Source organism: Rheinheimera sp., from assembly GCF_037442345.1.
Taxonomy (GTDB): domain Bacteria; phylum Pseudomonadota; class Gammaproteobacteria; order Enterobacterales; family Alteromonadaceae; genus Pararheinheimera.
This window is the reverse complement of record NZ_JBBIQL010000007.1, coordinates 140,165-164,282: the sequence shown is the minus strand read 5'-3', so window position 1 is coordinate 164,282 and position 24,118 is coordinate 140,165. Positions and strand designations below refer to the sequence as shown.

General features: G+C 52.5%; 25 protein-coding genes and 1 riboswitch. Of the genes, 8 read left to right on the top strand and 17 right to left on the bottom strand.

Going from position 1 to position 24,118, the window contains the following annotated elements:
* The 3 genes from WKJ04_RS05975 to WKJ04_RS05965 form a co-directional block, all read right to left on the bottom strand.
* On the bottom strand, positions 1 to 1,826 hold a 1,826-nt coding region (locus WKJ04_RS05975; RefSeq protein ID WP_337879579.1), incomplete at its 3' end, for a proton-conducting transporter membrane subunit.
* A 216-nt stretch (positions 1,827 to 2,042) separates the two neighbouring features.
* The gene (nhaB, locus tag WKJ04_RS05970; RefSeq protein WP_337879578.1) at positions 2,043 to 3,629 is read right to left on the bottom strand and encodes a sodium/proton antiporter NhaB; all 1,587 of its coding nucleotides are present in this window, start codon (positions 3,627 to 3,629) and stop codon (positions 2,043 to 2,045) included.
* Between the two features lie 237 nt (positions 3,630 to 3,866).
* Entirely contained in the window at positions 3,867 to 5,927 is a 2,061-nt protein-coding gene (locus tag WKJ04_RS05965) for a S9 family peptidase (RefSeq protein WP_337879577.1), read from the bottom strand.
* 255 nt (positions 5,928 to 6,182) lie between these two features.
* Here WKJ04_RS05965 and WKJ04_RS05960 point away from each other — a divergent pair, with 255 nt between their 5' ends.
* Positions 6,183 to 6,365, top strand: coding sequence for a helix-turn-helix domain-containing protein (locus WKJ04_RS05960; protein WP_337842807.1), 183 nt, complete (start codon positions 6,183 to 6,185; stop codon positions 6,363 to 6,365).
* Here WKJ04_RS05960 and WKJ04_RS05955 read toward each other — a convergent pair.
* The 5 genes from WKJ04_RS05955 to mgtE form a co-directional block, all read right to left on the bottom strand.
* On the bottom strand, positions 6,351 to 7,244 hold the full coding sequence (locus tag WKJ04_RS05955) for a phosphotransferase (RefSeq protein WP_337879576.1): 894 nt from the start codon (positions 7,242 to 7,244) through the stop codon (positions 6,351 to 6,353). The two genes, WKJ04_RS05960 and WKJ04_RS05955, sit on opposite strands and share 15 nt — an antisense overlap.
* Positions 7,205 to 7,822: a nicotinamide riboside transporter PnuC gene (gene pnuC, locus WKJ04_RS05950; RefSeq protein WP_337879575.1), complete on the bottom strand. Its 618-nt coding sequence runs from the start codon at positions 7,820 to 7,822 to the stop codon at positions 7,205 to 7,207. Before pnuC ends, WKJ04_RS05955 begins: the two co-directional genes overlap by 40 nt.
* A complete protein-coding gene (locus WKJ04_RS05945; RefSeq protein WP_337879574.1) occupies positions 7,819 to 8,067 on the bottom strand; it encodes a hypothetical protein in 249 nt (82 codons plus the stop codon). Before WKJ04_RS05945 ends, pnuC begins: the two co-directional genes overlap by 4 nt.
* 10 nt (positions 8,068 to 8,077) lie before the next feature.
* Positions 8,078 to 10,153, bottom strand: a complete 2,076-nt coding sequence (locus tag WKJ04_RS05940) for a TonB-dependent receptor (RefSeq protein ID WP_337879573.1) — start codon at positions 10,151 to 10,153, stop codon at positions 8,078 to 8,080.
* 53 nt (positions 10,154 to 10,206) lie between these two features.
* Positions 10,207 to 10,303, bottom strand: a riboswitch (TPP riboswitch).
* Positions 10,304 to 10,384: 81 nt separating this feature from the next.
* Entirely contained in the window at positions 10,385 to 11,734 is a 1,350-nt protein-coding gene (mgtE, locus tag WKJ04_RS05935; RefSeq protein WP_337842802.1) for a magnesium transporter, read from the bottom strand.
* Between the two features lie 216 nt (positions 11,735 to 11,950).
* Here mgtE and WKJ04_RS05930 point away from each other — a divergent pair, with 216 nt between their 5' ends.
* From WKJ04_RS05930 to WKJ04_RS05920, 3 genes are all read left to right on the top strand, one after another.
* Positions 11,951 to 12,757 carry a DUF432 domain-containing protein gene (locus WKJ04_RS05930; RefSeq protein ID WP_337879572.1) on the top strand — a complete coding sequence of 269 codons (807 nt, stop codon included), beginning with the start codon at positions 11,951 to 11,953 and terminating at the stop codon, positions 12,755 to 12,757.
* Positions 12,757 to 13,590, top strand: coding sequence for a mechanosensitive ion channel family protein (locus tag WKJ04_RS05925; protein WP_337879571.1), 834 nt, complete (start codon positions 12,757 to 12,759; stop codon positions 13,588 to 13,590). Before WKJ04_RS05930 ends, WKJ04_RS05925 begins: the two co-directional genes overlap by 1 nt.
* 87 nt (positions 13,591 to 13,677) lie before the next feature.
* On the top strand, positions 13,678 to 15,321 hold the full coding sequence (locus WKJ04_RS05920; protein WP_337879570.1) for a BamA/TamA family outer membrane protein: 1,644 nt from the start codon (positions 13,678 to 13,680) through the stop codon (positions 15,319 to 15,321).
* 14 nt (positions 15,322 to 15,335) lie between these two features.
* On the opposite strand, the gene mutM is transcribed toward WKJ04_RS05920, so the two are convergent.
* From mutM to radC, 5 genes are all read right to left on the bottom strand, one after another.
* Positions 15,336 to 16,151 (bottom strand): bifunctional DNA-formamidopyrimidine glycosylase/DNA-(apurinic or apyrimidinic site) lyase, encoded by an 816-nt coding sequence (gene mutM / locus WKJ04_RS05915; protein WP_337879569.1) that lies wholly within the window; start codon positions 16,149 to 16,151, stop codon positions 15,336 to 15,338.
* A 2-nt stretch (positions 16,152 to 16,153) separates the two neighbouring features.
* Positions 16,154 to 16,624: a hypothetical protein gene (locus tag WKJ04_RS05910; protein ID WP_337879568.1), complete on the bottom strand. Its 471-nt coding sequence runs from the start codon at positions 16,622 to 16,624 to the stop codon at positions 16,154 to 16,156.
* Between the two features lie 130 nt (positions 16,625 to 16,754).
* The gene (gene rpmG, locus WKJ04_RS05905) at positions 16,755 to 16,910 is read right to left on the bottom strand and encodes a 50S ribosomal protein L33 (RefSeq protein WP_031566726.1); all 156 of its coding nucleotides are present in this window, start codon (positions 16,908 to 16,910) and stop codon (positions 16,755 to 16,757) included.
* 11 nt (positions 16,911 to 16,921) lie between these two features.
* A complete protein-coding gene (rpmB, locus tag WKJ04_RS05900) occupies positions 16,922 to 17,158 on the bottom strand; it encodes a 50S ribosomal protein L28 (RefSeq protein ID WP_337842796.1) in 237 nt (78 codons plus the stop codon).
* Positions 17,159 to 17,324: 166 nt separating this feature from the next.
* A complete protein-coding gene (gene radC / locus WKJ04_RS05895) occupies positions 17,325 to 17,999 on the bottom strand; it encodes a DNA repair protein RadC (protein WP_337879567.1) in 675 nt (224 codons plus the stop codon).
* Between the two features lie 82 nt (positions 18,000 to 18,081).
* On the opposite strand from radC, the gene coaBC reads away from it, so the two are divergent.
* From coaBC to slmA, 3 genes are read left to right on the top strand one after another with little or no spacing between them, the layout of a single operon-like run.
* Entirely contained in the window at positions 18,082 to 19,293 is a 1,212-nt protein-coding gene (gene coaBC, locus WKJ04_RS05890; protein ID WP_337879566.1) for a bifunctional phosphopantothenoylcysteine decarboxylase/phosphopantothenate--cysteine ligase CoaBC, read from the top strand.
* Positions 19,290 to 19,748 carry a dUTP diphosphatase gene (dut, locus tag WKJ04_RS05885; protein WP_337879565.1) on the top strand — a complete coding sequence of 153 codons (459 nt, stop codon included), beginning with the start codon at positions 19,290 to 19,292 and terminating at the stop codon, positions 19,746 to 19,748. Before coaBC ends, dut begins: the two co-directional genes overlap by 4 nt.
* Positions 19,749 to 19,766: 18 nt before the next feature.
* Entirely contained in the window at positions 19,767 to 20,360 is a 594-nt protein-coding gene (gene slmA, locus WKJ04_RS05880; RefSeq protein WP_337842792.1) for a nucleoid occlusion factor SlmA, read from the top strand.
* A gap of 48 nt (positions 20,361 to 20,408) precedes the next feature.
* On the opposite strand, the gene WKJ04_RS05875 is transcribed toward slmA, so the two are convergent.
* Genes WKJ04_RS05875 through rph form a run of 3 tightly spaced genes read right to left on the bottom strand, consistent with a single transcriptional unit; the run spans position 20,409 to position 22,157 of the window.
* On the bottom strand, positions 20,409 to 20,780 hold the full coding sequence (locus WKJ04_RS05875; protein ID WP_337879564.1) for a diacylglycerol kinase: 372 nt from the start codon (positions 20,778 to 20,780) through the stop codon (positions 20,409 to 20,411).
* 9 nt (positions 20,781 to 20,789) lie between these two features.
* Complete coding sequence (gene pyrE / locus WKJ04_RS05870) at positions 20,790 to 21,434, bottom strand: orotate phosphoribosyltransferase (protein ID WP_337879563.1); 645 nt, start codon at positions 21,432 to 21,434, stop codon at positions 20,790 to 20,792.
* 9 nt (positions 21,435 to 21,443) lie between these two features.
* On the bottom strand, positions 21,444 to 22,157 hold the full coding sequence (rph, locus tag WKJ04_RS05865; protein ID WP_337842789.1) for a ribonuclease PH: 714 nt from the start codon (positions 22,155 to 22,157) through the stop codon (positions 21,444 to 21,446).
* A 126-nt stretch (positions 22,158 to 22,283) separates the two neighbouring features.
* Here rph and WKJ04_RS05860 point away from each other — a divergent pair, with 126 nt between their 5' ends.
* Positions 22,284 to 23,144 (top strand): YicC/YloC family endoribonuclease, encoded by an 861-nt coding sequence (locus WKJ04_RS05860; protein WP_337879562.1) that lies wholly within the window; start codon positions 22,284 to 22,286, stop codon positions 23,142 to 23,144.
* A 42-nt stretch (positions 23,145 to 23,186) separates the two neighbouring features.
* Here the strand turns inward: WKJ04_RS05860 and WKJ04_RS05855 are convergent, their stop codons facing one another.
* Complete coding sequence (locus WKJ04_RS05855; protein WP_337879561.1) at positions 23,187 to 24,110, bottom strand: tetratricopeptide repeat protein; 924 nt, start codon at positions 24,108 to 24,110, stop codon at positions 23,187 to 23,189.
* Positions 24,111 to 24,118 lie beyond the last annotated feature (8 nt).

Here is a 24,118-nt window from a genome sequence, read left to right as displayed (position 1 = left end):
AGAGTTGCAATAAACATCAGCGGATCTGCTGGCAGCTCCGGCTTCAGTCCTTTAAATTGCCCCATTTGCTGTAATGGCAACAGCAGCATCAGCACCATCAGCAGCAATAACCAACTCAAATAGGTCTGCAGTTCACCATTTTCAATGCGTTGATGCAGGCGCTGCGCCTTGCCTACCCACTGACGGAACCATTGATCAAATACGGTTAACGCATTGAGGCTGGGAATTTCAGCCTGAAACCGAAACAGATGCTTCCGGTTGGCATAGAGACAAATCCCCAGCACCAGCGCCACCATACTCATCAGCAGGGGCAAGTTAAAACCGTGCCAAATGGACAAACTGTAGTGTGGCAAAGGCCCGGCCAGGGCTGCCACTGATGCAACAGCCAATAAATCACCCACCACATAGTGCGGTACCACCCCAACCAGGATACAGAGGGCGACCAGAACCTCCACTGGCACCCTCATGTAACGGGGAGGCTCGTGGGGCGTTTTAGGCAAACCTCTGGGCTGACCATTAAAAAACACGTCATGAATAAAACGCGCCGAATAAGCGACAGATAAAATAGCCGCCACTGTGGCCAACACAGGGATCAGCCAAGACAAGGCACCAAGTACGTCCTGGTGCAGGGTTTCAGCAAAAAACATTTCTTTGGACAGGAAACCGTTCAACAGCGGTACTCCAGCCATCGAAGCCGACGCCACCATCGCCAGTGTGGCGGTCACTGGCATAAACTGCCAGAGCCCGTTCAGTTTACGCATATCCCGCGAACCGGATTCGTGATCAATAATACCGGCGGCCATAAACAACGACGCTTTGAAGATGGCGTGGTTCATAATATGGAAAATAGCGGCCACAGTCGCCAGATCAGTATCCAGCCCCAACAACAGGGTAATGAGCCCCAGATGTGAAATGGTGGAATAAGCCAATAGGCCTTTTAAATCATGTTGGAACAAGGCCAGGTAAGCACCGACCAACAAAGTGGTCAGCCCGGTCAGGGTCACCAGCAAAAACCATAAGTCCGACCCCGCCAGCAGCGGGTACAAACGCGCCAGCAGGAAGATACCGGCTTTCACCATAGTGGCCGAATGCAGATAAGCACTGACAGGTGTGGGTGCCGCCATCGCATTGGGCAGCCAGAAATGAAACGGAAACTGTGCAGATTTCGTAAAAGCCCCAAGCAGTATCAGCACCAGTATTAACGGATACCAGTTGCTTTGCTGCAGTTGTGCCGCTTTACTCAGCACCACATCCAGTTGGTAGCTGCCTAACACCTGTCCGAGCAATAACACCCCAGCCAGCAGTGCCAACCCACCAAAGCCGGTAATGGCCAAAGCCATCCGCGCCCCCAGGCGGGCGTCGGCTCGGTGCCACCAGTAACTAATCAGCAGAAATGAGCTGATGCTGGTGAGCTCCCAGAACACCCACAGCTGGATCAGGTTATTGGACAGGACCACCCCAAGCATGGCCGCCATAAACAACAACAAAAAGGCATAAAAACGAGGCATGGAGTCTTTTTCAGCCAGGTAATAGCGGGCATACAAAATCACCAGCAGTCCCATACCGAGGATGAGCAGCACAAAGAGCAAAGACAGACCGTCCAGCCGCAGGCTGATTAGTAATCCCAAAGCTTGCGCCCATGGCAGATGAAGCAACAAGGTGTCACCGGCAAACACCGCTGGGGCCAGCTGCAACACCAACGCTAATGCAGCAAACGGAAGTACAGCCGTAGCCATGGCGCAGGAGCTGCGGGACCAATGGCGGCAGAACACAGGAACCAGCACCCCAAGCAAGGGGAGCAAGACCAGCAACAGCAGTTCAATCATCGATTTGCGTCCTTATGGAGACCTGAATGCATTGATGGATCCAGGAAAACGACCAAAGCAGCGCGCAACGAGGCGGGCTGAAATCAATCAGTCCAGCATGATCATAAATTTCAGAATGTTATACCTGCCAGCCTGCAGCCTGTCCAGCCAAACCGGACTGCTGCGCCATGACGCGGGACAAAAGCAGGAGGCAACGGCGGTTGCCTCCTTCAGGATTCAATGGCCGGATGCCGGACTGACGACGGCGGCAGGATCAAAGTGATGGATCCAGCCATTGGCATACATCCACTGGGTCACTTCAGGCAATACCAGCACTGTTGTTGCCAGACCAACCAGGGTCAGCACCAGCGTATAAGGCAACGCCATCCAGACCATTTTCATATAGGACAGCCGAATAAGCGGGGCCAAAGCGCTGGTCAGCAGGAACAGAAACGCCGCCTGACCATTTGGAGTGGCCACACTTGGCAGGTTGGTACCTGAGTTAATCGCAATCGCCAGCAATTCAAACTGCTCACGCGTAATTTGGCCGGATTGCCAGGCCGCTTTGACTTCATTGATATAGACAGTGCCGACAAACACGTTGTCACTGACCATCGACAAGGCGCCATTCGCCAGGAATAGCATGGCCAGTTGATCCTGACCGTCAAAGGTCAGAACCCAGTCAATCACAGGTTTAAACAGGTGCTGGTCAATAATGACCGCCACCACGGCAAAAAACACCACCAGCAGCGAGGTGAAAGGCAAAGCTTCCTGAAAGGCTTTCCCCAACTGATGCTCGTCGGTAACACCACAAAAGGTTGTAGCCAGAATAATCACCATCAGACCTATCAGACCCACAGAAGCCAGATGCAGGCTCAGGCAAAGGATCAGGATCACGGCAATCAGCCCCTGCACCCACAGTTTGCTGACGTCCGAACTGGTCATACGTTCGGTCTGGTAGTTGTCATAAGCAATAAGGACATCCTGCACCGGCTGCGGCAAACGCACACCAAAATCAAACCAGCGCATTTTCTCCAGCACAAAACAAGTGACTAAACCAGCCAGTAAAACAGGCGCACTGATGGATGCCATACGCAACGCAAACTCAGCGAAATCCCAGCCCACGGCTTCGGCAATAATCAGGTTTTGCGGCTCGCCGACCATGGTCGACACACCACCCAAGGCGGTCCCTACACCGGCATGCATCAGCAGGTTGCGTAAAAAGCCACGAAACGCATCCAGATCCGCCCGCGACAGTTCATGCACTTCGTTGTCTTCGTTGTGGTTGTGCGGGTCCTGAAATTTCTTGCCAGACGAAATTTTGTGGTAGATGGCATAAAATCCGATGCCCACCGCAATAATCACCGCCACCACGGTCAGCGCGTCGAGGAAAGCCGACAAAAAGGCCGCCATACAGACAAAGGCCAACGATAAGGTTGTTTTCGAGCGCACCCGAATCAGTAATTTAGTAAACACAAACAACAGCAGGTCTTTCACAAAGTGAATGCCGGCGACCATAAACACCAGCAATAAAATCACTTCAATATTGACCGACACTTCATGCATCACTTTGTGGGTGCTGGTCATCCCCATAGCCACAGCCTGCAGCGTCAGCAAGCCGCCAGGCTGCAAGGGGTAACATTTCAGCGCCATGGCCAGTGTAAAAATAAACTCGACAACCAAAGCCCAACCAGCCAGGTATGGGTTCTGAATAAAGAGTATCGGGTTGATCAGTAAAAAAACGATGATGGTGAGTTTGTACCAGTTAGGAGCCTGACCTAAAAAGTTGTTATACAAGGCCAGGGACATGCCGGATGCTTTCATAAGCGTTACCTGAATTATGGTTATTATGTGACTGCACTAAAAACCATAGCTGATAATTCTGTCCACTTCATGACAGAACAAAAAATTCAGCTAAGTCATATTGTTATACAGAGCAGTAAAAACTTTGTCTACCAACACAGGCAGGGAATTGAGGTCAATTTGCGGCTCTTTAAGCCCAAGGGGGAAAAATGGCAAAAAAACCGCAGCCCGGCACAGGCTGCGGTTTCATCATCACAACTAAGAACCTGGCTGGTTCAGCAAAGATAAAATGAAAGCGTATTCCTGCGCTGTTTCATGCAAGCGGGCAAAACGTCCGGATTTACCACCATGGCCAGCTTCCATATTGATCTTAAATAACAAAGGGTTGTTATCTGTTTTCAGGGTACGTAATTTGGCAACCCATTTGGCCGGTTCAAAATACTGCACCTGGGAATCATGCAAGCCCGTGGTGACCAGCATGGCCGGATAGGCTTGTTTTTTCAGCTGATCATAAGGGGAATAGGACAGCATATAGTCGTAATAGGCTTGTTGCTTCGGGTTGCCCCATTCATCAAATTCATTGGTGGTCAGCGGGATTGATTCATCCAGCATAGTGGTCACGACATCGACAAAAGGCACATGAGCCACCAGACCACGGTATTTCTCTGGTGCCATATTGGCCACCGCCCCCATCAGCAAACCACCAGCGCTGCCCCCCATACCAAAGACTTTATCTTTGGCCGCATACTTTTCTGCAACCAGATAATCTGTCACCGCAATATAATCAGTAAACGTATTGATTTTATTCAGCAACTTACCCTGCTCATACCAATGCCGTCCCATTTCCTGGCCACCACGGATATGGGCAATGGCATAGACAAAACCCCGGTCCACCAACGACAACACAGTCGAACGGAAATAGGGGTCCATCGAGTTGCCATAAGAGCCATAGGCGTATTGGTACAAAGGTGCAGTGCCATCACGCTTAAAGTCCTTTTTGTACAACAAGGACACCGGAATTTTGCTGCCATCTTTGGCCAGAGCCCAGACTCTGTCCGTCTTGTATTGCGATTTATCGAAACCACCCAACACTTCCTGCTGTTTCAGCAGCACCCGCTCACCGGTCTTCATATTCACTTTGTACACGCTGTTGGGTGTGGTCAGTGAACTGTAGTTATACCGCAGCCAATGGGTGTTTTGTTCCGGGTTGATCTCAAAATCTGCCACATAAGAGGCTTCGTCAGACGCCACATAAGTGGCTTTGCTCAGGTCTTTCCAGGGCAAAACCCGGATCCGGCTTAAACCCTCACTGCGCTCGTTAATGGCCAGGTACTGATCAAACAGCTGAAAGCTTTCGATAAAAATGCCATCGTCATGTGCCAATAACGACTGCCACTTGGTGCGGTCGCCAATGTCTTTATCCGCCACAGTCATCAGACGGTAGTTCGGCGCCTGCCAGTCAGTGCGGATCACCCAACGTCCGGCCTGATGATCAGCGTCGTATTTGAAGTCACGCTGACGTGGTGCCAGCAGCTGGAATTTTCCGTCCGGGGTGGCCGCAGGCAACACCCGGAATTCATTCGAGACTGTACTTTCCAGACCGATCACCACATAAGCGTTATCGCTGCTGGTTCCGACCCCCATATAAAAACTGTTGTCTTTTTCTTCATACACCACAGGGTTTTTGCTGGCGTCCGTCCCCAGCTGATGCTTTTTCACCTTGGTGCTCAGCAAAGTCACTGGGTCGTTTTCGATATAAAACACCGTTTTATTGTCGGCAGCCCAGGCAATAGATGCCGACAAACCAGGGATCTGATCCGGTAAGTCTTTGCCTGTTGTCAAATCGCGGAATTTCAGGTTGTACTGGCGACGGCCATTTAAGTCTTCCATATAGGCGAGCGTCCGCTGATCCGGGCTGACTTCCCAGTTACCTATCTGATAAAAGTCTTTGCCCTCAGCCAGTTTATTTACATCCAGCAGGATTTGTTCTGCTCCACCGGCTTTTGGCTTACGTACATAAATCGGGTACTGCTGACCGGTTTCAAAACGGGTGTAATAGGTGTAATCCCCTTTGTCATAAGGCACAGAGCTGTCATCTTGTTTGATACGGCCGACAATTTCTTTATCCAGCTGATCCACCAGAGTTTTCTGATTGGCTGTCATTTGCTGAAAATACTGATTTTCAGCATTCAGGTACGCCAGCATCTCCGGGTTTTGCCGGCTGTCATCACGCAGCCAGTAATAAGGGTCTGAGCGTTTGCCATACGGGGAGTCAACCTCATAGGCTTTGGTCTGAGCTTGTGGTGCTTGTGCGGCCATAGCTGTTCCTGAAAATAAACATGCCAACACAAGGCTGACTAAAGGTGGGTTGCGCATACTAAGGTCCTGACAGAAGGATGATCACAAAAATCTAACACAGGCTTCACCAGGCGCCACAAATAAAATTGTAACGAAATCTGAGTGATCCGGTTGTCTGCTCTGTGAAAACACAGTAAAACTGTGATAACGCCTCTGAGCGTTCTGTGTAAAACAGACATACAATGATTCTTGGTTAATAGGGCAGGAAACAAAACAATGGCAACAATGACCGTAGCACAAGTCGCTGAATTTCTCGGTATTCAGGATATCCGGGTCGAGCGGCTGGCGCGTGAAAACTTACTGGTCCCCTGTGATAAGGACGGTGAAGGCAAACCGCTGTTTGAAGAAGACGACGTTAAACGCTACAAAATTCTGGCAGAGCGCTTAGGCGGTTTGTGACAGCAACTGCAACAACTGCCACCTGGTGGTTGTTGCAGCCTCTTGATGGCGCGGGTCTTGGTTCTGCTGCTGTTCCGCCAGATACCATAACCAGGCAAAACCCAAAGTCAGTTGTTTGACCAACTGATACTTCTTTCCGCCAACCCTGCCTGCCTGCCAGCCGCGTAATTGGCAATACAACCCGAGCAATTGCTGCTCTTGCTGCATATTTAACGCAAAGTTCCAACTCAGGCTGGCCAAATCAAAACAAACATCGGCCAGCTGACAATATTCGAAATCAATCAACCAGACCCTGTCCTCTGCCAACAACAGATTGGCCGGATTCAAATCCATATGGCATAACCCTGTATCCGCGGGGAAAAACTGCAACTGCCGCGCCACGTCAAGCAACTGCTGATACAACATCTGGTCCGCAGCACAAAGTTTGACAGCCAGTTGCTGCTTTAACTGGTGCAAATAGAGCCATGGGTCGAGCTGCGGGGTTTGCACACTGAGTTGATGCAGGGTCACCAGCCGCGAAACACTTTGAGTGAGGTGCTGCTGCAGCCAATGCAGCTCAAGGTGGCAGGCCTCGGCTAAAAACTCGCAAACCAACATACGCTGATGGTTATTCAGACACAAAGGCGCTGGTGCCAGTCCGGCTGCTGCCGCAGCATGCTGGCAACGCAGTTCCTGCTGGCGACGGACCGGACGCACAGAGTCTGCATAGTGCCGCACCGCATACACACCTTTGTCAGTCTGCACTTGAAAGGTTTGGGTTAATTGACCAAAGGTCAGTTGCTGCAAGCGCACTGGCTGGTGCTCTGCAAAAAACTCCAGACGCTGGCACAAAGCCCAAATCAGGCCAGCTGCTGTTGTTGCCGGTAACTCTGTCGCCATAAGAAAAACCCAGCCAATGCAATCAGGGTGTAGAGTACAAAAAGTGCGGTCGTGAAATACAGGTGTTTTTCGATATAGACGTAAATACACACCGCATCAATGACCAGCCAATACAACCAGTTTGACACCACTTTTCGGGCCACCAGAAAGGTGGCCATCACGCTGAACGTGGTCGTTTGCGCATCCACCCAGGCAAAATCTGCCTGAGTATAGCGGCTCATCAGGTAACCCAATACTAAACCTGCACTGGCCGTCAGGCCAATCAGCCTGGCATGCACTGACCAGCTCCACTCCGTCATGCCTCTGGGCTGGCCTGGCTGCTGTTGCAGCCGTCGCCAGTGATACCAGCCGTACAGCGCCATACCGGCATAATAAATCTGCAGCAACGCATCGGACAGCAGTGCCGAATGCCACATAATATGGCTGTAGAGCAAAGTGCTGAGCATCGCGGCCGGCCAGCACCATAAGCTCTGTTTCAGAGCCAGCAGCACATAGGCCAGGGCAGACAGCACCGCCAGCAGTTCCAGCTGGGTCATCAGCGCCATATCGGCAAACAGCTGCTGCCAGAGCGCTGTCATGGCCGCAGATCACCGTGCAGGAACTTCACCACAAACACCACTTTGCCATAACGTTCAAAGGACCAGCGGATCCCTTCGGACAGCGCCGCCATCACCTGGTCATAGTCACCAAATACCTGAGTACTCAGGGTGTTGGTGATCACGTGCAGTCCTGGCTTTTGGTTCAGCAGCTCAATAAAACCTTTGATGGGTTCAATGTAGTTTTCTGTCAGTGGGTACTTACTGATTTCAATGGATAATTTCATCTGTTTCTCCTCAGAACTGATAACGGGCGCTTAAACCGATACGGCGCGGTTCTCCCAGTTGTTCATAGCTATGTTCGGTGTAACCGTCACGCGGATCATTGCCAAAATAGAAGCCACGTACCCCATAGTCTTCATCCAGCGCGTTGCGGCTCCACAGGGCAAACTGCCATTGCTCCAGCTGGTATTGCAGCCGCAGGTTCAGCAGATGCATCTGCTCTGAACGGGCATCATGGCTGTCGGAGTAATAAAAAGCCGCTTTGCTTTGCACTGCCAGATTCAGGCTCCAGTCGGCGGCCAGTTGCCACTGCGATCCCAGTTGATACTGATAGCCCGGCGCATGAGCCTGATCACGACCGGTTTTATCCAGCCCTGCTTCGGTAACAAAACCACGGATTTCACTCTTTAATAACCCGAGCGTACCGTACAAGGTCCAGTCTGGCCGTGCCTGATAGCGGCTTTCCAGCTCCAGACCATAATTGCGGCCCGACGCCGCATTGTCGATAAACCCAATAAACATCTGGTCACGTGTGACCCAGCTATTGACCTGCATGTCGTCACGCCACATGGCAAACAGGGCAACTCGCACAATCAGCGTCTGCGGCGTATTGCTGGCTTTGACACCTACTTCGGTATTGAGCAGTGTTTCCGGCGAAAAACTGGCGCGTTCGCGTAAATAGCTGGCCAGAGCTGCTGAACCAGTGGCATCCGCTTTGCCCAACGCTTCGCCATTGACACCACCGGCTTTATAACCCTGCGACACCAAGCCATACAGGCTGGCTCTGTCAGTCAGTTGGTAATTCAGGCTGGCTTTCCCGCCCAGCATCCAGTCATTGTCCTGATGCTGAATGCCTTTGCTGTCATGGTACTGATCCTGATAGCGCTCAGCACGGCCGCCCAGGGTCAACTCCAGGTCCGGCGCCAGCATTTCCGTCCATTCAGCAAATAACGCGGTGTTTTTGCGCTTAAATTGACTGAAAAACTGTGCCGCAGCCCAGACATCCCAATCCCAGAACTGCCGCTCTAAATCAGCACGCTGCTGGCTGTGATACCAACCGGCCACCCACTGATGCTCACCTGAGCTGACCAGCCGCTGCTCGGCACTCCAGAGTGAACGCTCACGTAAATAGCGGTCTGTGGTGCTGTAGCCATCGGGGTGAATCCCCTCATAGCTCCAGTCTTCATCAAAACCATAGTCGGTGTCAGCCGAAACATAACTCAGTTGGCTGTGCAGGCGGCCCACACTCAGACCTGTGTAATCGGCACTGAGCATAGAGCCGTGGCTGCGCTGCTGATCCTGCCCCGGTTGATCAGACAAAGTGGTGCGGTTGCGGTCCAGCGAAAAGGCATCGTAGCCGTTGTCCAAATCACGGATATGGTTCACCCAATCCAGGGTCAGATCGTCTGTCGCCAGATAACGCAGGGCCAGTTTGGCAGTGGTTTCGTCGATGTGATTGGTATCGTCACGCTGCAGGTAGGTATTGTTGATAAAGCCGTCCGACTGCTGGTGGTCCACAGCCAGCCGGAAAGCCAGTTTGTCAGTCAGGCCCTGACCATAAGCGGCACTGAGTTGCAGGCTGTCATAATTGGCGATGGTCGCCGCCAGTTCGCCACTGTGTTCGAAATCAGCCCGGCGGGATTGCAGATTCAGCATACCGGCCATGGCATTGGCACCAAACCGGGTGGCCTCTGGACCGCGGAACACTTCCACCTGCTCCAGATCAAACAGCGAACTGACCCCCAAAACGGAGTAATCCATGCCATCAATCAGCACACCTACCGACGGGTTAATGCTGTCGACAAACTCGCTGCGTTCACCGACCCCCCGTACCTGCAAAAAACGGCCACGGGAAGCACCGGCGGAAAAATTCAGGTTGGCGGCCTGCTGCAACAAATCGTCCAGATGCTGGGCATTCTGGCGTTGTATTTCTGCATCGGTAAAAACGGCAATACTGCCGGGGATTTTGTTGAGTTGCTGGCTGCGAAAGTCGCCTTTCACTTCGATGGTTTCAACCACGCTGTCGTCGGCCTGAACAAAAACACAGCTGACTGCGCTTAACGCAATGAATAGATGGGATAATCTACGCATTTGTGACTTACTCCAGTGAAATCAGAAAAACGTAGGATCACCAGAGCAAAAGGAAATGAGGTTCGCACCATCCCTCCGCCGGTATGATCCGGATCAGGTTCTAAGGGTTCGCCTGTTGGCGTCTCAGCTTTCGCACCCCTTGGTTCGCCGCGCACTATAACGGCTTTTTTCTGACCGGACAATCCGGATGGTTAAAACTTTTTGACTATGAATGGAAGTGGAGCCTGCACTTTATAGCGCCAGCTCCAGATACCAACTGGCAATCGAGAAATAAATCACCACGCCGGCGACATCGGCAATAGAAGTGATCAAAGGACCGCTGGCCGTGGCCGGGTCCATACCAAAGCGGCTGAGTAAAAAAGGCAACGACAACCCAATCAGGCTGCCAATCAGCACCACCAGCAGCATGGTCGAAGCCACCACCACACTGATGTCGGCTCCACCACGCCAGAAACCAAGGCCAGAGACGGCAATCGCCATGGTCAGGCCCAACAGCCCGGCAATCAGCACTTCTTTGCCCAGCATTTTGCCCCAATCCCGCAGCTTCACATCCCCAGTCGCCAAAGCCCGCACCATCAGTGTGCCTGACTGGGCACCGGCATTGCCGCTGCTGGCAATCAGCAACGGCAGGAAGAACAGCAGCGCTATGTGCTGGGAAATCACCTGCTCAAACAGCGCAAGGCCTGCCCCGGAAAAAATATTGCCAAACACGAGCACCACCAGCCACACCACCCGCTTGCGATACAACAGGCTTATTTTGGCTTCTTTGACACTGCCTTCAAGTTTGCCGATAGTCGCTGTTTTGTGGAAATCTTCGGTCGCCTCCGCCGCGGCAACATCCATCGCATCGTCGTGCGTGACAATGCCGACCAACTGGCCTTGCTGGTTCACCACCGGAATCGCCAATAAGTCGTAACGGGCAATCAGTGTGGCAACCTCTTCTTGCAAACTGTCCACCCGCACCTGGATAGGATCGTGTTTCATTACCTCATCAATCAGCGCTGAGGTCGGCGCCAGGATCAACTCCCGTAACGACAAAGCGCCAATCAGTTTGCGCTTTTCATCGACCACATAAGACAAGTAAATGGTTTCTTTGTCTGGCGCTTCGTGACGCAGCACGTCAATGGCTTCACTGACGGTCAGGTGCGGTGACAACATGGCGTAGTCAGAACTCATAATGGCGCCAGCTGTGCCCTCTGAATAGGACGACAGGCTCAGAATATCGTCGCGCTCAGCCTGAGCCAGCGCAGGCAACAGGGCTTGTTTCTGCTCATCAGAGAATTTATTAAACAAATCCGCCCGTTCATCAGACGACATCTGCCGGATCAGTGGGGTAAAACGGGCCCGGCTGACACTGTGAGCCAGCTCCACCTGCTGTTCCAGCGGTAAATACACAAAAATTTCAGCTTGCCGGGCCAAAGAGCACAGGTTCAGCAGTTGCCACTGATGAGCCGGAGAAAACTCAGCCAGGGCGGCCGCTAAATCGGCCGGGTGAATATCGGCCAGTTTATCGGTCAAACCGGCATAGTCGCCGCTTTCCAGCGCCGCCCGTAACAAATGGATCAATACCAGTAGTTCCATAATTACCTCAGACTAGGGGTTGTCGTGAGGCCAGGAACCAGTCACTACAACCAAATAAATAATTGTTGAGTTGAATTCAGGCCAGGCCTGTGACTGGGCACGTCCATAAAACGGACTCTCCTTCAGGGGTTATGGGTTAACTCATTGCTGAGCCGATGAAAAACGCGCATTATTTTACGCGTTAACGCACTGAACCTCAACTTAACGGGATTTTTTATGTGGTTGGATTCGCAAAGCCCCTGGTGGCAGGCGCAGACACTGAATCATGAACAGATAGCCCGACTGCAGATAGGCCCGCTCTGCCTCTACTTACAACGGAAAACCGGAGAATGGCGCCTGCATACTGAACGTCTGAGCAACCCGGAACAAAACCTTGCACAGGCCAGTTATGTACCGCATTGGCCGGCGCATCAAACCTTCAGCCGCTATGTGTTTTCCAACGAGCCGCTGCAATTCTGTTTAACCCCCCAGTTGCTGGACAGGCCTGTGGTGATCAAAACCCATCAACCTGTGTATCTGCCCGCTGCGGAAGAAGTGACCTTTTATATCAGCAGCCCGGTGCTGATCCGGCTTGAACTGAAACAACCCGATATTGTCCTGCAGGATATTCCAACCCAGCTGTTATCCGACACCTGGTTCGGGCCCAACACACAAACAGGTGAACTCTGTTATGCCGACAAAACGCAGGCCAGACACAGCAAAGAGGAATTACCCAGCCGGGCGCACCGGGCCATTACGCCTATTCGGGTGAAAAACAATTCCAATCAGATGATGAGTATTGAAAAACTCAGCCTGCCCCTGCCGTTTTTAGCCTTGTACGGCTTGAGTGATGGTTCACTCTGGACCGATGAAGTGCATATTGATCACCAGGACGATGCCGAACTGTCTCGCCTGACGATTCACCGGCAACAAGCCCCCGGAGACGAGTCTACCGTCAGACTGTGCAAAGCCAGGCAACACTTTGAAACGCACGGGCTGTTCCGGGTATTCAGCGGTTTATTTAATCAGAAGGAGCGCAACTGATGTCGATCGATTCGTTGTGGAGTTACGTCGGTTCGTCGAATGTCCTGCCGTTACTGCGCGCCACCCTGCTGGCGATTGTTGGTTTTGTCGCTGCCAGCCTGCTGTCCAAGGCCGCCTTTAAACTGTGTCTGAAAAAATTCAGCCCTCATCATGCCACCCTGACCAAACGCCTGCTGTACTGGCTGGTGCTGGCGCTGTTTATTGCCACAGCCTTAAAGCAACTGGGGTTTAACCTGGGTGTGCTGCTCGGTGCAGCCGGAGTGTTGTCGGTGGCTCTTGGGTTCGCCTCTCAGACGTCCGTTTCGAATCTGATCAGTGGCTTGTTTTTAATTGGTGAACAGCCATTTCAGATTGGAGACACCATCAAAGTGGGCACCACCACGGGGGAAATACTGTCTATTGATTTACTGTCGGTGAAAATCCGCACCCCGGACAACCTCTTTGTGCGTATCCCCAATGAAAGTCTGATCAAAACTGAAGTGACCAACCTGACCCGCTTTCCGATCCGCCGGCTCGATCTGTTGTTGGCCGTGGCTTACAAAGAGCAGATCAGTCAGGTACGGGACCTTCTGCTGCAAGTCGCCGATGAGCATCCACTCTGTCTGGATGAACCAGCACCGGATTTCCGTTTTCTGAATTTTGCGGAATCTTCGCTGGATTTGCAGTTTTCCGTCTGGACCCGCAAAGAAAATTATCTGGCGCTAAAGACCAGTTTGCTTGAACAGATCAAAATTGCCTTTGACCGTGAAGGGGTGCAGTTCCCTTTCCCTCAACGCGAGCTAAGCTTAAGTGAACCAGCCCAGACATTTCTAAGGGAGTGGAAATCTCAATAAAAACAGCCACTTTACAAAATGCACTCTGGCAGGCTAAGGTCAAAAAAAATTGGCGGGGTAAAAACCGCCGCACTAAAGGAGTTCTCCATGCGCTTCCGGATGGCAGCAATGTGGTGCTGGATGGCTTGGTTTGGCTGTAAAGCTGCTTTGGCAGCAGAGCAACACTCTGCTGCCTGTACCCGATTGCCTGCTGACAGCAAGTTGCAGCAATTTCAGGGGTTCCCCATTCGGGCCATTCGTGTCCACAGTGAAGATGTGTTTGATTTGAACGCAGACAAAGTCTACTGGTTTCATCATCTGGCCAATCGCACCCATAAAATCACCAAACCAGACACCATACTGGAAGATGTGTTGTTTCAGGTCGGCGATCCACTGGATGCGGAAGCCTTGCTGGAGACTGAACGTTTGTTGCGCACCCGGCGTTATTTGCGCAAAGTCGAGGTCCGGGTCACTGAACACTGCACGGACGGCTCTGTCAGTGTCACCATTCACACTTGGGACAACTGGTCTTTATTGCCGAATATATCGCTGTCCCGCGAGGGGGGTGAAAGCAAAACCGTATTGGGTTTGGCCGAAGACAACCTGTTTGGCACCGGCAACCAGATCAATCTGGATTATGAAAACGACAGCGAGCGTCAGAGCTACCTGGTGAATTTCCGTTCACCAAACCTGTTTGGCAGTCACTGGAATCTGAATACCCTGTACGCAGACAAAACCGATGGCGAATCCTATTTACTGGCGCTGGAAAAACCCTTTTACCGGCTGCATGCTCCCTGGGCTTTTGCATTTCACCTGGAAGCCGACAGTGAAAATGTGAATGAGTACCTGCGCGGTGACGAAATTAATGAGTACCAGCGCAACCTCGACTTATTGCAACTGTCTTCGGGCTGGAAAGTGGCGGAAGCAGAGCGCTGGGTGCAGCGCATCAGCCTGGGCATAGAGCAACACCAGGTGCAGTTTGATACCACGGAGTACACAGATTACGGTAAACCAGAGGACAGAGACTTATCACAGTTTTGGTTCAGCTGGCACTTTGTTGAAGCCGATTACCGGCAACTCTACAACGTCTATCAGTTTAACCGGGTGGAAGACATTAACTTAGGCTGGCAGGCCAGTGTGCAGCTGGGCTGGTTTCAACCCTGGCTTGGTGCAGAGCGCAGTGGCTGGTCACTGCAAACCCAACTGGATAAAGCCTGGCAGTTGAGTCCAACCGATTTGTTGATTGCCCAGTTCCGGGCCACGCAACTGCAACAGGGCGAACTGGAACAGAGGCTCGCCAGCAGTTATGCCATGTGGATCCATCAGCTGGACGAACACCAAAGCCTGGTCGGGCAGCTGACCTATGCCTACGGTCAGGATTTATTCCGCGATCAGCGTTTAAGTCTGGGCGGTGATACAGGTCTGCGTGCTTACCCTTTGTACTACCAGACCGGCGAACGGCTGGCACTGGCGACAGCTGAATACCGCTATTACAGTACCCTGTCCATCGCTCAAATCTTTGATGTGGGTTATGCCGCTTTTGCGGACTGGGGCCGGACCTGGGGCAGCAATCCGGCCTTGCCGGAGGACTCTGCAGGCCAAAGCCTGTATGGCATAGGTCTGGGTGTGCGTTTGTTATCCAGCCACAGCAGTCGCGGTACCATGATCCATATCGACCTGACCAAGGCTTTGCATGATCAGGGCGAGTTGTCGGGACTGGAGTGGCGTATTCTGGCCAAACGGCGTTTCTGAAACCGCTGTTTGGCCTAAGACTCCGGCTGGCATTGTGGGCAGTAGACAGTACTGCGCTGGCCCAGACGGATCTCTTTGAGCTCTGTATTGCAGCTGAAACAACATTCCCCACCGCGGCCATACACCAGCAATTGCTGTGCAAAGTAACCGGGCTTGCCGTCTACCTGACTGAAATCCTTTAAGGTGGTGCCGCCTTGAGTAATGGCTTTGGCCAGGGTTTGTTTGACGATGGCCGTCAAACGTTCGGCTTGAGGTAAGCTCAGTTGATTGGCTGGCATAGTCGGGCGAATGCCGGCCTGAAACAAGGCTTCATTCGCATAAATATTGCCAACCCCCACCACCACCTGATTGTCCATCAGCACCAGCTTGATGGCGCTGCTGCGTTTACCGCAGGCCTGCAGCAAGTGCTCAGCAGTAAAGTCCGGTAGCAGTGGTTCAGGCCCCAGATTCGCCAGCAACGCGTGCACAGCGTTTTTATCCTGCCACAGCACGGCGCCAAAACGCCGGGTGTCATTCAGTCGTAGCAGTTGGCCTGAGCTGAGCAGAATATCCACATGGTCATGTTTGCCTGCGGCGGTCCCCTGCGGTAACACTTTCAGATTGCCAGACATGCCCAGATGAATAATCAGCTCACCAGCAGGTAAGTGAATCAATAAATACTTGGCGCGACGACTGACGTCCAGCACAGGCTGGTCTTTGATAGCCAGCACTTCATCCGGGATCTGCCAGCGTAACTGGCGCTGACGCACCAGTACCTGTTCAATGCGCTGTTGCTGTAAATGCGGGCTGATCCCTAACCGGGACACTTCAACTTCTGGTAATTCAGGCATAGTTATCGTACTGCTGTTGGAAAAAGTTGTTCAGCTTCAGTCTCACTCAGACGGAACCAAAGATCAGCGTCCACGGCCTTCAGCCACCACTGCTCTTGTGCCTGATACAGCTGCCAGTGCTGTTGTGCGGGTTTGCCGGTCAGCCAGGCGGCCACTTCTGAACGCAATACCGGCTGAATTGGATTGAGTGGCGACGGGGACGCCAGGCTGCCCTGCTGCCAGTCTTCCACTAATTGTTGCAGTTGCGCTTGCGACAATACCGCAGGTTGTACCCGCCACGCGGGCCCGGCTCGTTCGACCTGATGCGCCGGGTAATGCAATGCCAATAAGGTCTGAGTGGCTGGCACCAGACGGGTTGGTGCACTCTGATCTTCGCGTTGCCAATACTCAGGCAAAATCACAAAAAGCCCAATCAGCACCAGCACGGCATAGATCAAGACATTGTTCCAGCTGGTTTTGGATAATCGAATCATCAGCACAGCTCCTGCATCTCTGCTGACAGGGTACCCGCTGTGGTCGCCCTTGTCACTGCTGTCATTTTTCTGGCTGCAGAAAACAACAAACCCGGCTTGAGGCCGGGCTTGTTGTTGAAATCGTGTTCGATTATTTGATTTTCGCTTCTTTGAAAATCACGTGCTTACGCACTTTTGGATCGAATTTTTTGATTTCCATCTTTTCTGGCATAGTACGCTTGTTCTTATCAGTCGTGTAGAAAAAGCCAGTACCAGCAGAAGAAACTAAACGGATTTTATCGCGCATAATTTATTTCCTTAAACCTTCTGACCGTTTGCACGCAGGTCAGCTAATACTGCATCGATACCATTCTTATCGATGATACGCATACCTTTAGTAGATAAACGTAAAGTTACAAAGCGGTTTTCGCTCTCAACCCAGAAACGGTGAGTTTGCAGGTTTGGCAGGAAACGACGCTTAGTCGCGTTGTTGGCGTGTGAACGACGGTTACCTACCATCGGACCTTTGCCAGTGATTTGGCACACTCTAGACATGTCAATGTTTCTCCAAAATAACTTCAGCTCGAGCTTCTTTCATCCTTCTGGCCAAGAAGAATGCCCCGGACTTCTGAAAGGGCGCAATTTATACACGAAAGCCTGAACAAATTCAAGGCAAATCTGTATTTGATTCCGACGATCGTGAGCGGATCCTTTCCGATCATCACAGCCAGCCGCGTTCAGCAAAGGAAACAACCTCCGCGTCGCCGACGACAAAATGGTCCAGTAACTTGATATCTACAAGGGACATCGCCTGAGTCAGGCGTTCGGTTATGGCTCTGTCAGCACGGCTTGGCTCTGCAACTCCGGATGGATGATTGTGAGCCAAAATAACGGCGGCGGCATTATGCGCTAAAGCACTCTGAACTACAATACGCGGATACACAGGAGAAGCGTCGATCGTGCCAAAAAATAACGGCTCGGCGCAAATCAGCCGGTGCTGACTGTCCAGATACAGCAACATAAAGACTTCGCGTTTTTGTTCGGCCAGACTTTGCAGCAGGTAATTCTTCACCAACGCAGGTTCGGTAAAGACAGTGTCACGTTGCAGGCTTTGTAATAAATAGCGCCGGCTTAATTCAAGCACAGCCTGCAACTGCACATACTTGGCCTGTCCTAACCCCTTGCCCCGGCAAAACTCAGTTTCACCTGCGGCCATTAATGACCGCAAACCACCAAAGTCCTGCAACAGTTGGCGGGCCAGCTCCACTGCATTTTGTCCTGGAATACCTGTCCGTAAAAAGATCGCCAGCAACTCACCGTCAGACAAAGTACCAGCGCCTTGCTGCAGCAATTTTTCCCGTGGCCGCTCACTCTGTGGCCAGTCGCGAATTGCCATCACACACCTCCTTTGTATTTTGTTTTCCTTTAACTTTCCGTGTTATCTTAACGTCCTATGAACACCTCAGAATCTCGCAGTTATGAGCTTAGCCCTGGCCAATAAACGTATTCTGCTTGGCATTACCGGCGGCATTGCTGCTTATAAAAGTGCCGACCTGATCCGCCGCTTAAAGGAGCGGGGCGCTGATGTCCGGGTGATCCAGACCGACGCTGCCCGTGAATTTATTACACCTTTAACTTTGCAGGCTTTATCCGGCAACCCGGTCAGTCACAGCCTGCTCGACCCTGCGGCTGAACTGGCGATGGGCCATATTGAACTGGCCAAATGGGCCGACTTAGTGCTGGTGGCTCCGGCGTCGGCCGACGCCATTGCCCGCATTGCCCATGGCATGGCCAACGATTTACTCAGCACCTGCATTCTGGCGACCGCAGCCCCAGTGGCGATAGCCCCGGCGATGAACCAGCAGATGTATAAAAATATAGCGACCCAGGCCAATATAGACAGGCTGAAGCAACATCATTTTTACATTTGGGGCCCGGCGGCCGGTGAGCAGGCCTGTGGGGATGTCGGCCCGGGCCGCATGCTGGAACCCCTGCAGCTGGCCGAACTGGTGGTGCAATTTTTTCAGCCCAAACCGCAGTGGTTACAGGGGCTGACAGTGACCATTACGGCAGGACCGACCCGGGAAGCCATAGACCCGGTGCGGTATATCTCCAACCACAGCTCCGGCAAGATGGGCTTTGCGTTGGCGCAGGCCGCCGCTGAGCTTGGCGCTAAAGTTCAGCTGATTGCAGGCCCGGTCAACCTGCCAACACCAGCCGGTGTGCAGCGTATTGACGTGCAAAGTGCCGATGAAATGTATCAACAGGCGCTTACTCTGGCCACAAACTGCCACATTTTTATTGGCTGCGCCGCCGTGGCTGACTACAAAGTGGCCCAAGTGGCAGAACAAAAACTAAAAAAAACCAGCGACGAAGGCATCAGCCTGCAGTTGGTAAAAAACCCGGACATTATTGCCGCCGTGGCGGCTCTGCGCCAAAACCGGCCTTTTACCGTTGGTTTTGCGGCAGAAACCCAGGATGTGGCGAACTACGCCAAACAAAAACTGCAGAAAAAAAGCCTGGATTTAATTTGCGCCAACGACGTGTCGGTGCCTGGCCAGGGCTTTAATGCCGCGCAAAACGCTCTAACCGCCTATTGGGCTGACGGCGAACAGGCCTTCGCATTACAAGAGAAAAGCCAGCTGGCTGAACAACTGATTTCTTTGATTTACAAGCGGTACTCACAATGAAAAAAGCTATTGACCTGAAAATTCTCGACGCCCGCATTGGCACCGAATTCCCTTTGCCAGCTTATGCCACCCCGGGTTCTGCCGGCCTGGATTTACGCGCTTGTCTGGATTCAGTGGTCGAACTGGCACCGGGCCAGACCACCTTAATTCCGACCGGCCTTGCCATTCATATTGGTGATGCCAATTTATGTGCGACTATTCTGCCGCGCTCCGGGCTGGGCCATAAGCATGGCATCGTCCTTGGCAACCTGGTGGGGTTAATTGACTCAGACTACCAGGGACAACTGATGGTGTCGGTATGGAACCGTGGCCAGGACAGCTTCAGCATTCAGCCAGGCGAGCGTATTGCCCAGCTGGTGTTTATGCCGGTGGTGCAAGCCGAGTTTAATCTGGTCAGCGATTTTGACGCCTCAGAGCGGGGTGAAGGTGGTTTTGGTCATTCAGGCCGCAGCTAACAGCAAACAGGGATTGGCATGGCGACCATAAAAAAAACTAACCGCAAGGAAGATATTCTGCAGGCTTTGGCAGCGATGCTGCAAAGCCATGCCGGACAGCGCATTACCACAGCAGCGCTGGCCGCGGAAGTAGGGGTGTCAGAAGCGGCTCTGTACCGCCACTTTCCCAGCAAAGCCCGGATGTTTGAAGGCTTGATTGATTTTATTGAAGACACCCTGCTGTCCCGCATCAATGCCATTTTGCAGGAACACAAACAAACCGAACAACGCATTGAGCTGATTATGCAGCTGCTGTTGATTTTTGCTGAGCGCAACCCGGGCATTTGCCGCATTCTGACCGGTGATGCCTTACAAGGCGAGCAGGAACGGCTGCAGGAGCGCATCAGTGCTTTGTATGAGAAACTGGAAACTCAGCTGAAGCAATGCCTGCGCGAACGCAAGCTGCGCGAAGGCAAAAGTTTCAGTGTGGACGAAGGGGATTTAGCCAACCTGCTGCTGGGCATTTGCGAAGGCAAACTGCAGCAGTTTGTCCGCTCAGGCTTTGAACGTTTGCCGACGGCGCAGTGGCCGAATCAATGGGCGCTGCTGCAGCGCAGCATTTTTGCCCTGTAACGCCATTAAAAAAGGCGGGTTCACCCGCCTTTTTCACCACAAAAGCGATTAAGCAAACTTCTGCCAGATGGCACCAATCCACACCAAAGCAACAAAAAGCAACGCCAGACTCACAGCCGCTGAGCCCATATCTTTGGCACGGCCAGACAACACGTGACGCTCCAGGCTCACCCGGTCTGTTAAGGCTTCGATGGCCGAATTCAGCAATTCGACAATCAGCACCAGCAACCAAACGCCCATCAGCAAGGCAAACTGAGCAAAGTCGGCCGCCAGATACCAGGCAAATGGCAACGCCAGCACCGTCAAGCCCGCTTCCTGCCGAAACGCCGCTTCGTTGGTCCAGGCTGCTGCCAGGCCTTTTCGGCTGCAATCTGCAGCTTTTACCACACGGCCTAAACCGCTGCCATTGGGTTTGGTCATGGATTGTCCTTAGTTCACACCGTACCGGGCACGGTAAGCTTTAACGGCATCCAGATGCGCTGCCAGTTCAGGTTTGTCCTGCAAATACTGGATAAGATCTTTCAGGCTGATGATAGACACCACCTTGGTATTGAAATCACGCTCCACTTCCTGAATGGCCGACAACTCGCCTTTGCCTTTTTCCTGCCGGTCCAGCGCAATCAATACGCCGGTCAGTTGGGCCCCCGCCTGCTGAATAATCTGCATGGATTCGCGAATGGCGGTGCCTGCGGTGATCACGTCATCCACCAGCATCACCCGGCCTTGCAGCGGCGAGCCGACCAGATTGCCCCCTTCACCATGGGTTTTGGCTTCTTTGCGGTTAAAGCAATAAGGCACGTCTTTACCATGATGATCAAACAGCGCCACCGCCGTGGTGGTGGCAATAGGAATACCTTTGTACGCCGGGCCAAACAGCAGGTCAAATTCCACACCGGCGTCCTGCAGGGCTGCCGCATAAAAACGACCCAGCCGGGCTAAATCACCCCCTGTATTAAACAACCCAGCGTTGAAAAAATACGGGCTGGTGCGGCCGGACTTTAAGGTGAACTGGCCAAACTTCAGCACCTGACGCGACAGCGCAAACTCAATAAAGTCTTTCTGAAATGCTTTCATCACTGCCTCTTACGCCAACACTTTTTTCTGTTCGTCGATGATTTCACGGATGGCATGGCGGGCCAGTTCCAGCATGTTCTGCATTTCGTCGAAGCTGAACGGCTCCGCTTCTGCTGTGCCCTGAATTTCAATCAGTTTGCCGGTTTCGGTCATCACCACGTTCATGTCGGTATCAGCGGCTGAATCTTCGGTGTATTCCAGGTCGGCAATAGCTTCGCCTTTGTACACCCCCACTGAAACCGCCGCCACCATGTATTTTAACGGGTTGGTTTTAATCAAACCTTTGCTGCGCATATGGTTCAGCGCGTCCACCAAAGCCACACAGGCACCGGTAATAGCGGCTGTGCGGGTGCCGCCGTCAGCCTGAATGACGTCACAGTCGAAGGTGATGGTGTTTTCGCCGAGAATAGACAAATCCACCGCCGCCCGCAGCGCACGGCCTATCAGGCGCTGAATTTCCATGGTGCGGCCAGATTGCTTACCACGGGCCGCTTCGCGGTCATTGCGGGTATGAGTGGCGCGAGGCAACATGCCATATTCCGCCGTGATCCAGCCTTTGCCCTGGCCTTTCATAAAACGTGGCACCCCTTCCTCCACGGAAGCGGTACATAAAACCTTGGTATTTCCAAACTCCACCAGCACCGAACCTTCGGCATGAGCAGTGAATTGACGGGTGAACGAGATAGGACGAATTTGACCAGCAGTTCTGCCACTTGGACGCATGATGGAGCCTCTGTCAGCTGAAAAATGTGCCTTATTATAGGGATTTCGCTGGCCCGATGCCATCCATTAGCGGAATTGAGGTGAACTGGGTATACTCGGTTTTATTTTCATTTTCAGGACCTTGTTATGATCCACAGCATGACCGCCTACGCCCGGCATGAAATTAAAGCCAGTTGGGGCAACGCCGTCTGGGAAATCCGCTCTGTGAACCAGCGTTATCTGGAGACGTATTTCCGTCTGCCCGAACAGTTCCGCGGCCTTGAGGGCCTGCTGCGCGACAAACTGCGTCAAAAGCTGAACCGTGGCAAACTGGAAGTGAATTTAAAGTACAGTGCCAGCGCCGCTACGGGTGAACTGGCCATCAACGAGCAACTGGCCAGCCAGTTGATGAAAGTGGCCAGTACACTGGCCGAACAGAGCAACAAAGCCCAGCTCAATGTACTGGATATTCTGCGCTGGCCTGGCGTGATGGAAAGCCAGGAATCCGACCTCGACAGCCTGCAGGCCGAACTGCTGGCCGGTTTTGATGCCGCCCTGACCGACTTTTTGGCCGGCCGTGGCCGTGAAGGTGCCGCCATCGAGCAGATGCTGCAAGACCGTCTGGCGCAAATTGCCAGTCATGTCAGCAATTTACGCCAGCATTTACCACAAGCTCTGCAATGGCAACGCGATAAAATCGTCGCCCGCCTGCAAGAAATCAAAGCCGAACTGGACCAAAACCGGCTGGAACAGGAAATGGCCTTTTTAGCGCAAAAATCCGACGTCGCTGAAGAATTGGACCGCTTAGACGCCCATATCAAAGAAACCCGTCACAGCATCAAACAAGGGGGCGCCGTCGGCCGCCGGCTGGACTTTATGATGCAGGAATTCAACCGCGAAGCGAACACCCTGTCGTCCAAGGCGATTTCGACAGAAATCACCAATACCGCGGTGGAGCTGAAGGTATTGATTGAACAAATGAGAGAACAGATCCAGAATTTGGAATGATAACCTCAGCCCGCGTTTCAACCTGGCGGCGGGCTGTTCTTTTCACTTTTGATCTTGTTGACACCAGGTCTTTACTTGCCGGTACAAGTCCTGTCGGTTGGCCGACAACTGGTTCACATCCACCCTCGCCAGCCACTCGGTAGCGGCTTTGCGTTGATTCAGCTGGCTGTATAGCTCGGCAATTTTCAGCTGGTACAACGCCAGAAGGTGAGCATCCTGCTGCGGCTCTATAAATTTCAGAGATTCAGTGTAGTAATACACCGCTTGCGGGTAATCGCCCAGCAACTGGTAAGTGCGCCCCAAATTACCGTAAGCCACAATATTTTTGCCATTGTGCTGCAAAGGCGCTATCGCCTCCAACGCCGTTTTTCTGAAGCTGGCAGACTCGGTAAAATTTCCGGCAATATCGGACAACAAAGCTTTGTTCGAATTCAGCTCAAACAGAAATACCGGGTCTTTGCTGCGCTGAAACTCACTTTCTGCCAGCAACAGCAGGCGTTTTGCCTGGGCTATTTGCCCCATGCTGTAATGCAGATTGGCCAGTTCCACCATGCGTAACGGGTCGCCAAAGACTTGATAAATCTGTTCGAGAATTTGCATCGCCTGATCGGCAAATAACAGTGCTTCGTCCCTGCGACCAACAGCGATCAAGGCTTTGGCATGGTAAAAATACACCTGCACCTCAATAGACTGCGGCAGATTTTGCAGCTTCAGCAAGGCCGACGTTTCATCCAGAAGCGGCTTCAACTGCTGTTTATCAAACAGATAATCCAACTGGTAAGTTTTCACTTTAAACCAGTCAGCCGACTGCGGCTCTGCTGCAGTCAGATGCTGCTGAATAAACTCGTGGCAGGCCACAGCAGGATCTGCCTGACAGAACACTTCATGATCACTCAGATGTTCCGATGCAACAGTCGGACAGCAGCCGAGCAGCAGTAACCAACACAGTAGGTTTTTGTTTATCATGCTGTGAC

What these genes read in the sequence shown, in the direction of transcription:
- WKJ04_RS05920 (WP_337879570.1), top strand. Translation starts at nt 13,678, where the DNA reads ATGCGCTTCCGGATGGCAGCAATGTGGTGCTGGATGGCTTGGTTTGGC.
- nhaB (WP_337879578.1), bottom strand. Translation starts at nt 3,629, where the DNA reads ATGAAAGCATCCGGCATGTCCCTGGCCTTGTATAACAACTTTTTAGGT.
- pnuC (WP_337879575.1), bottom strand. Translation starts at nt 7,822, where the DNA reads ATGACAGCGCTCTGGCAGCAGCTGTTTGCCGATATGGCGCTGATGACC.
- WKJ04_RS05925 (WP_337879571.1), top strand. Translation starts at nt 12,757, where the DNA reads ATGTCGATCGATTCGTTGTGGAGTTACGTCGGTTCGTCGAATGTCCTG.
- dut (WP_337879565.1), top strand. Translation starts at nt 19,290, where the DNA reads ATGAAAAAAGCTATTGACCTGAAAATTCTCGACGCCCGCATTGGCACC.
- WKJ04_RS05875 (WP_337879564.1), bottom strand. Translation starts at nt 20,780, where the DNA reads ATGACCAAACCCAATGGCAGCGGTTTAGGCCGTGTGGTAAAAGCTGCA.
- rph (WP_337842789.1), bottom strand. Translation starts at nt 22,157, where the DNA reads ATGCGTCCAAGTGGCAGAACTGCTGGTCAAATTCGTCCTATCTCGTTC.
- mutM (WP_337879569.1), bottom strand. Translation starts at nt 16,151, where the DNA reads ATGCCTGAATTACCAGAAGTTGAAGTGTCCCGGTTAGGGATCAGCCCG.
- WKJ04_RS05965 (WP_337879577.1), bottom strand. Translation starts at nt 5,927, where the DNA reads ATGGCCGCACAAGCACCACAAGCTCAGACCAAAGCCTATGAGGTTGAC.
- WKJ04_RS05930 (WP_337879572.1), top strand. Translation starts at nt 11,951, where the DNA reads ATGTGGTTGGATTCGCAAAGCCCCTGGTGGCAGGCGCAGACACTGAAT.
- WKJ04_RS05860 (WP_337879562.1), top strand. Translation starts at nt 22,284, where the DNA reads ATGATCCACAGCATGACCGCCTACGCCCGGCATGAAATTAAAGCCAGT.
- WKJ04_RS05855 (WP_337879561.1), bottom strand. Translation starts at nt 24,110, where the DNA reads ATGATAAACAAAAACCTACTGTGTTGGTTACTGCTGCTCGGCTGCTGT.
- WKJ04_RS05940 (WP_337879573.1), bottom strand. Translation starts at nt 10,153, where the DNA reads ATGCGTAGATTATCCCATCTATTCATTGCGTTAAGCGCAGTCAGCTGT.
- mgtE (WP_337842802.1), bottom strand. Translation starts at nt 11,734, where the DNA reads ATGGAACTACTGGTATTGATCCATTTGTTACGGGCGGCGCTGGAAAGC.
- slmA (WP_337842792.1), top strand. Translation starts at nt 19,767, where the DNA reads ATGGCGACCATAAAAAAAACTAACCGCAAGGAAGATATTCTGCAGGCT.
- rpmG (WP_031566726.1), bottom strand. Translation starts at nt 16,910, where the DNA reads ATGCGCGATAAAATCCGTTTAGTTTCTTCTGCTGGTACTGGCTTTTTC.
- WKJ04_RS05910 (WP_337879568.1), bottom strand. Translation starts at nt 16,624, where the DNA reads ATGATTCGATTATCCAAAACCAGCTGGAACAATGTCTTGATCTATGCC.
- WKJ04_RS05960 (WP_337842807.1), top strand. Translation starts at nt 6,183, where the DNA reads ATGGCAACAATGACCGTAGCACAAGTCGCTGAATTTCTCGGTATTCAG.
- radC (WP_337879567.1), bottom strand. Translation starts at nt 17,999, where the DNA reads ATGGCAATTCGCGACTGGCCACAGAGTGAGCGGCCACGGGAAAAATTG.
- coaBC (WP_337879566.1), top strand. Translation starts at nt 18,082, where the DNA reads ATGAGCTTAGCCCTGGCCAATAAACGTATTCTGCTTGGCATTACCGGC.
- pyrE (WP_337879563.1), bottom strand. Translation starts at nt 21,434, where the DNA reads ATGAAAGCATTTCAGAAAGACTTTATTGAGTTTGCGCTGTCGCGTCAG.
- WKJ04_RS05955 (WP_337879576.1), bottom strand. Translation starts at nt 7,244, where the DNA reads ATGGCGACAGAGTTACCGGCAACAACAGCAGCTGGCCTGATTTGGGCT.
- rpmB (WP_337842796.1), bottom strand. Translation starts at nt 17,158, where the DNA reads ATGTCTAGAGTGTGCCAAATCACTGGCAAAGGTCCGATGGTAGGTAAC.
- WKJ04_RS05945 (WP_337879574.1), bottom strand. Translation starts at nt 8,067, where the DNA reads ATGAAATTATCCATTGAAATCAGTAAGTACCCACTGACAGAAAACTAC.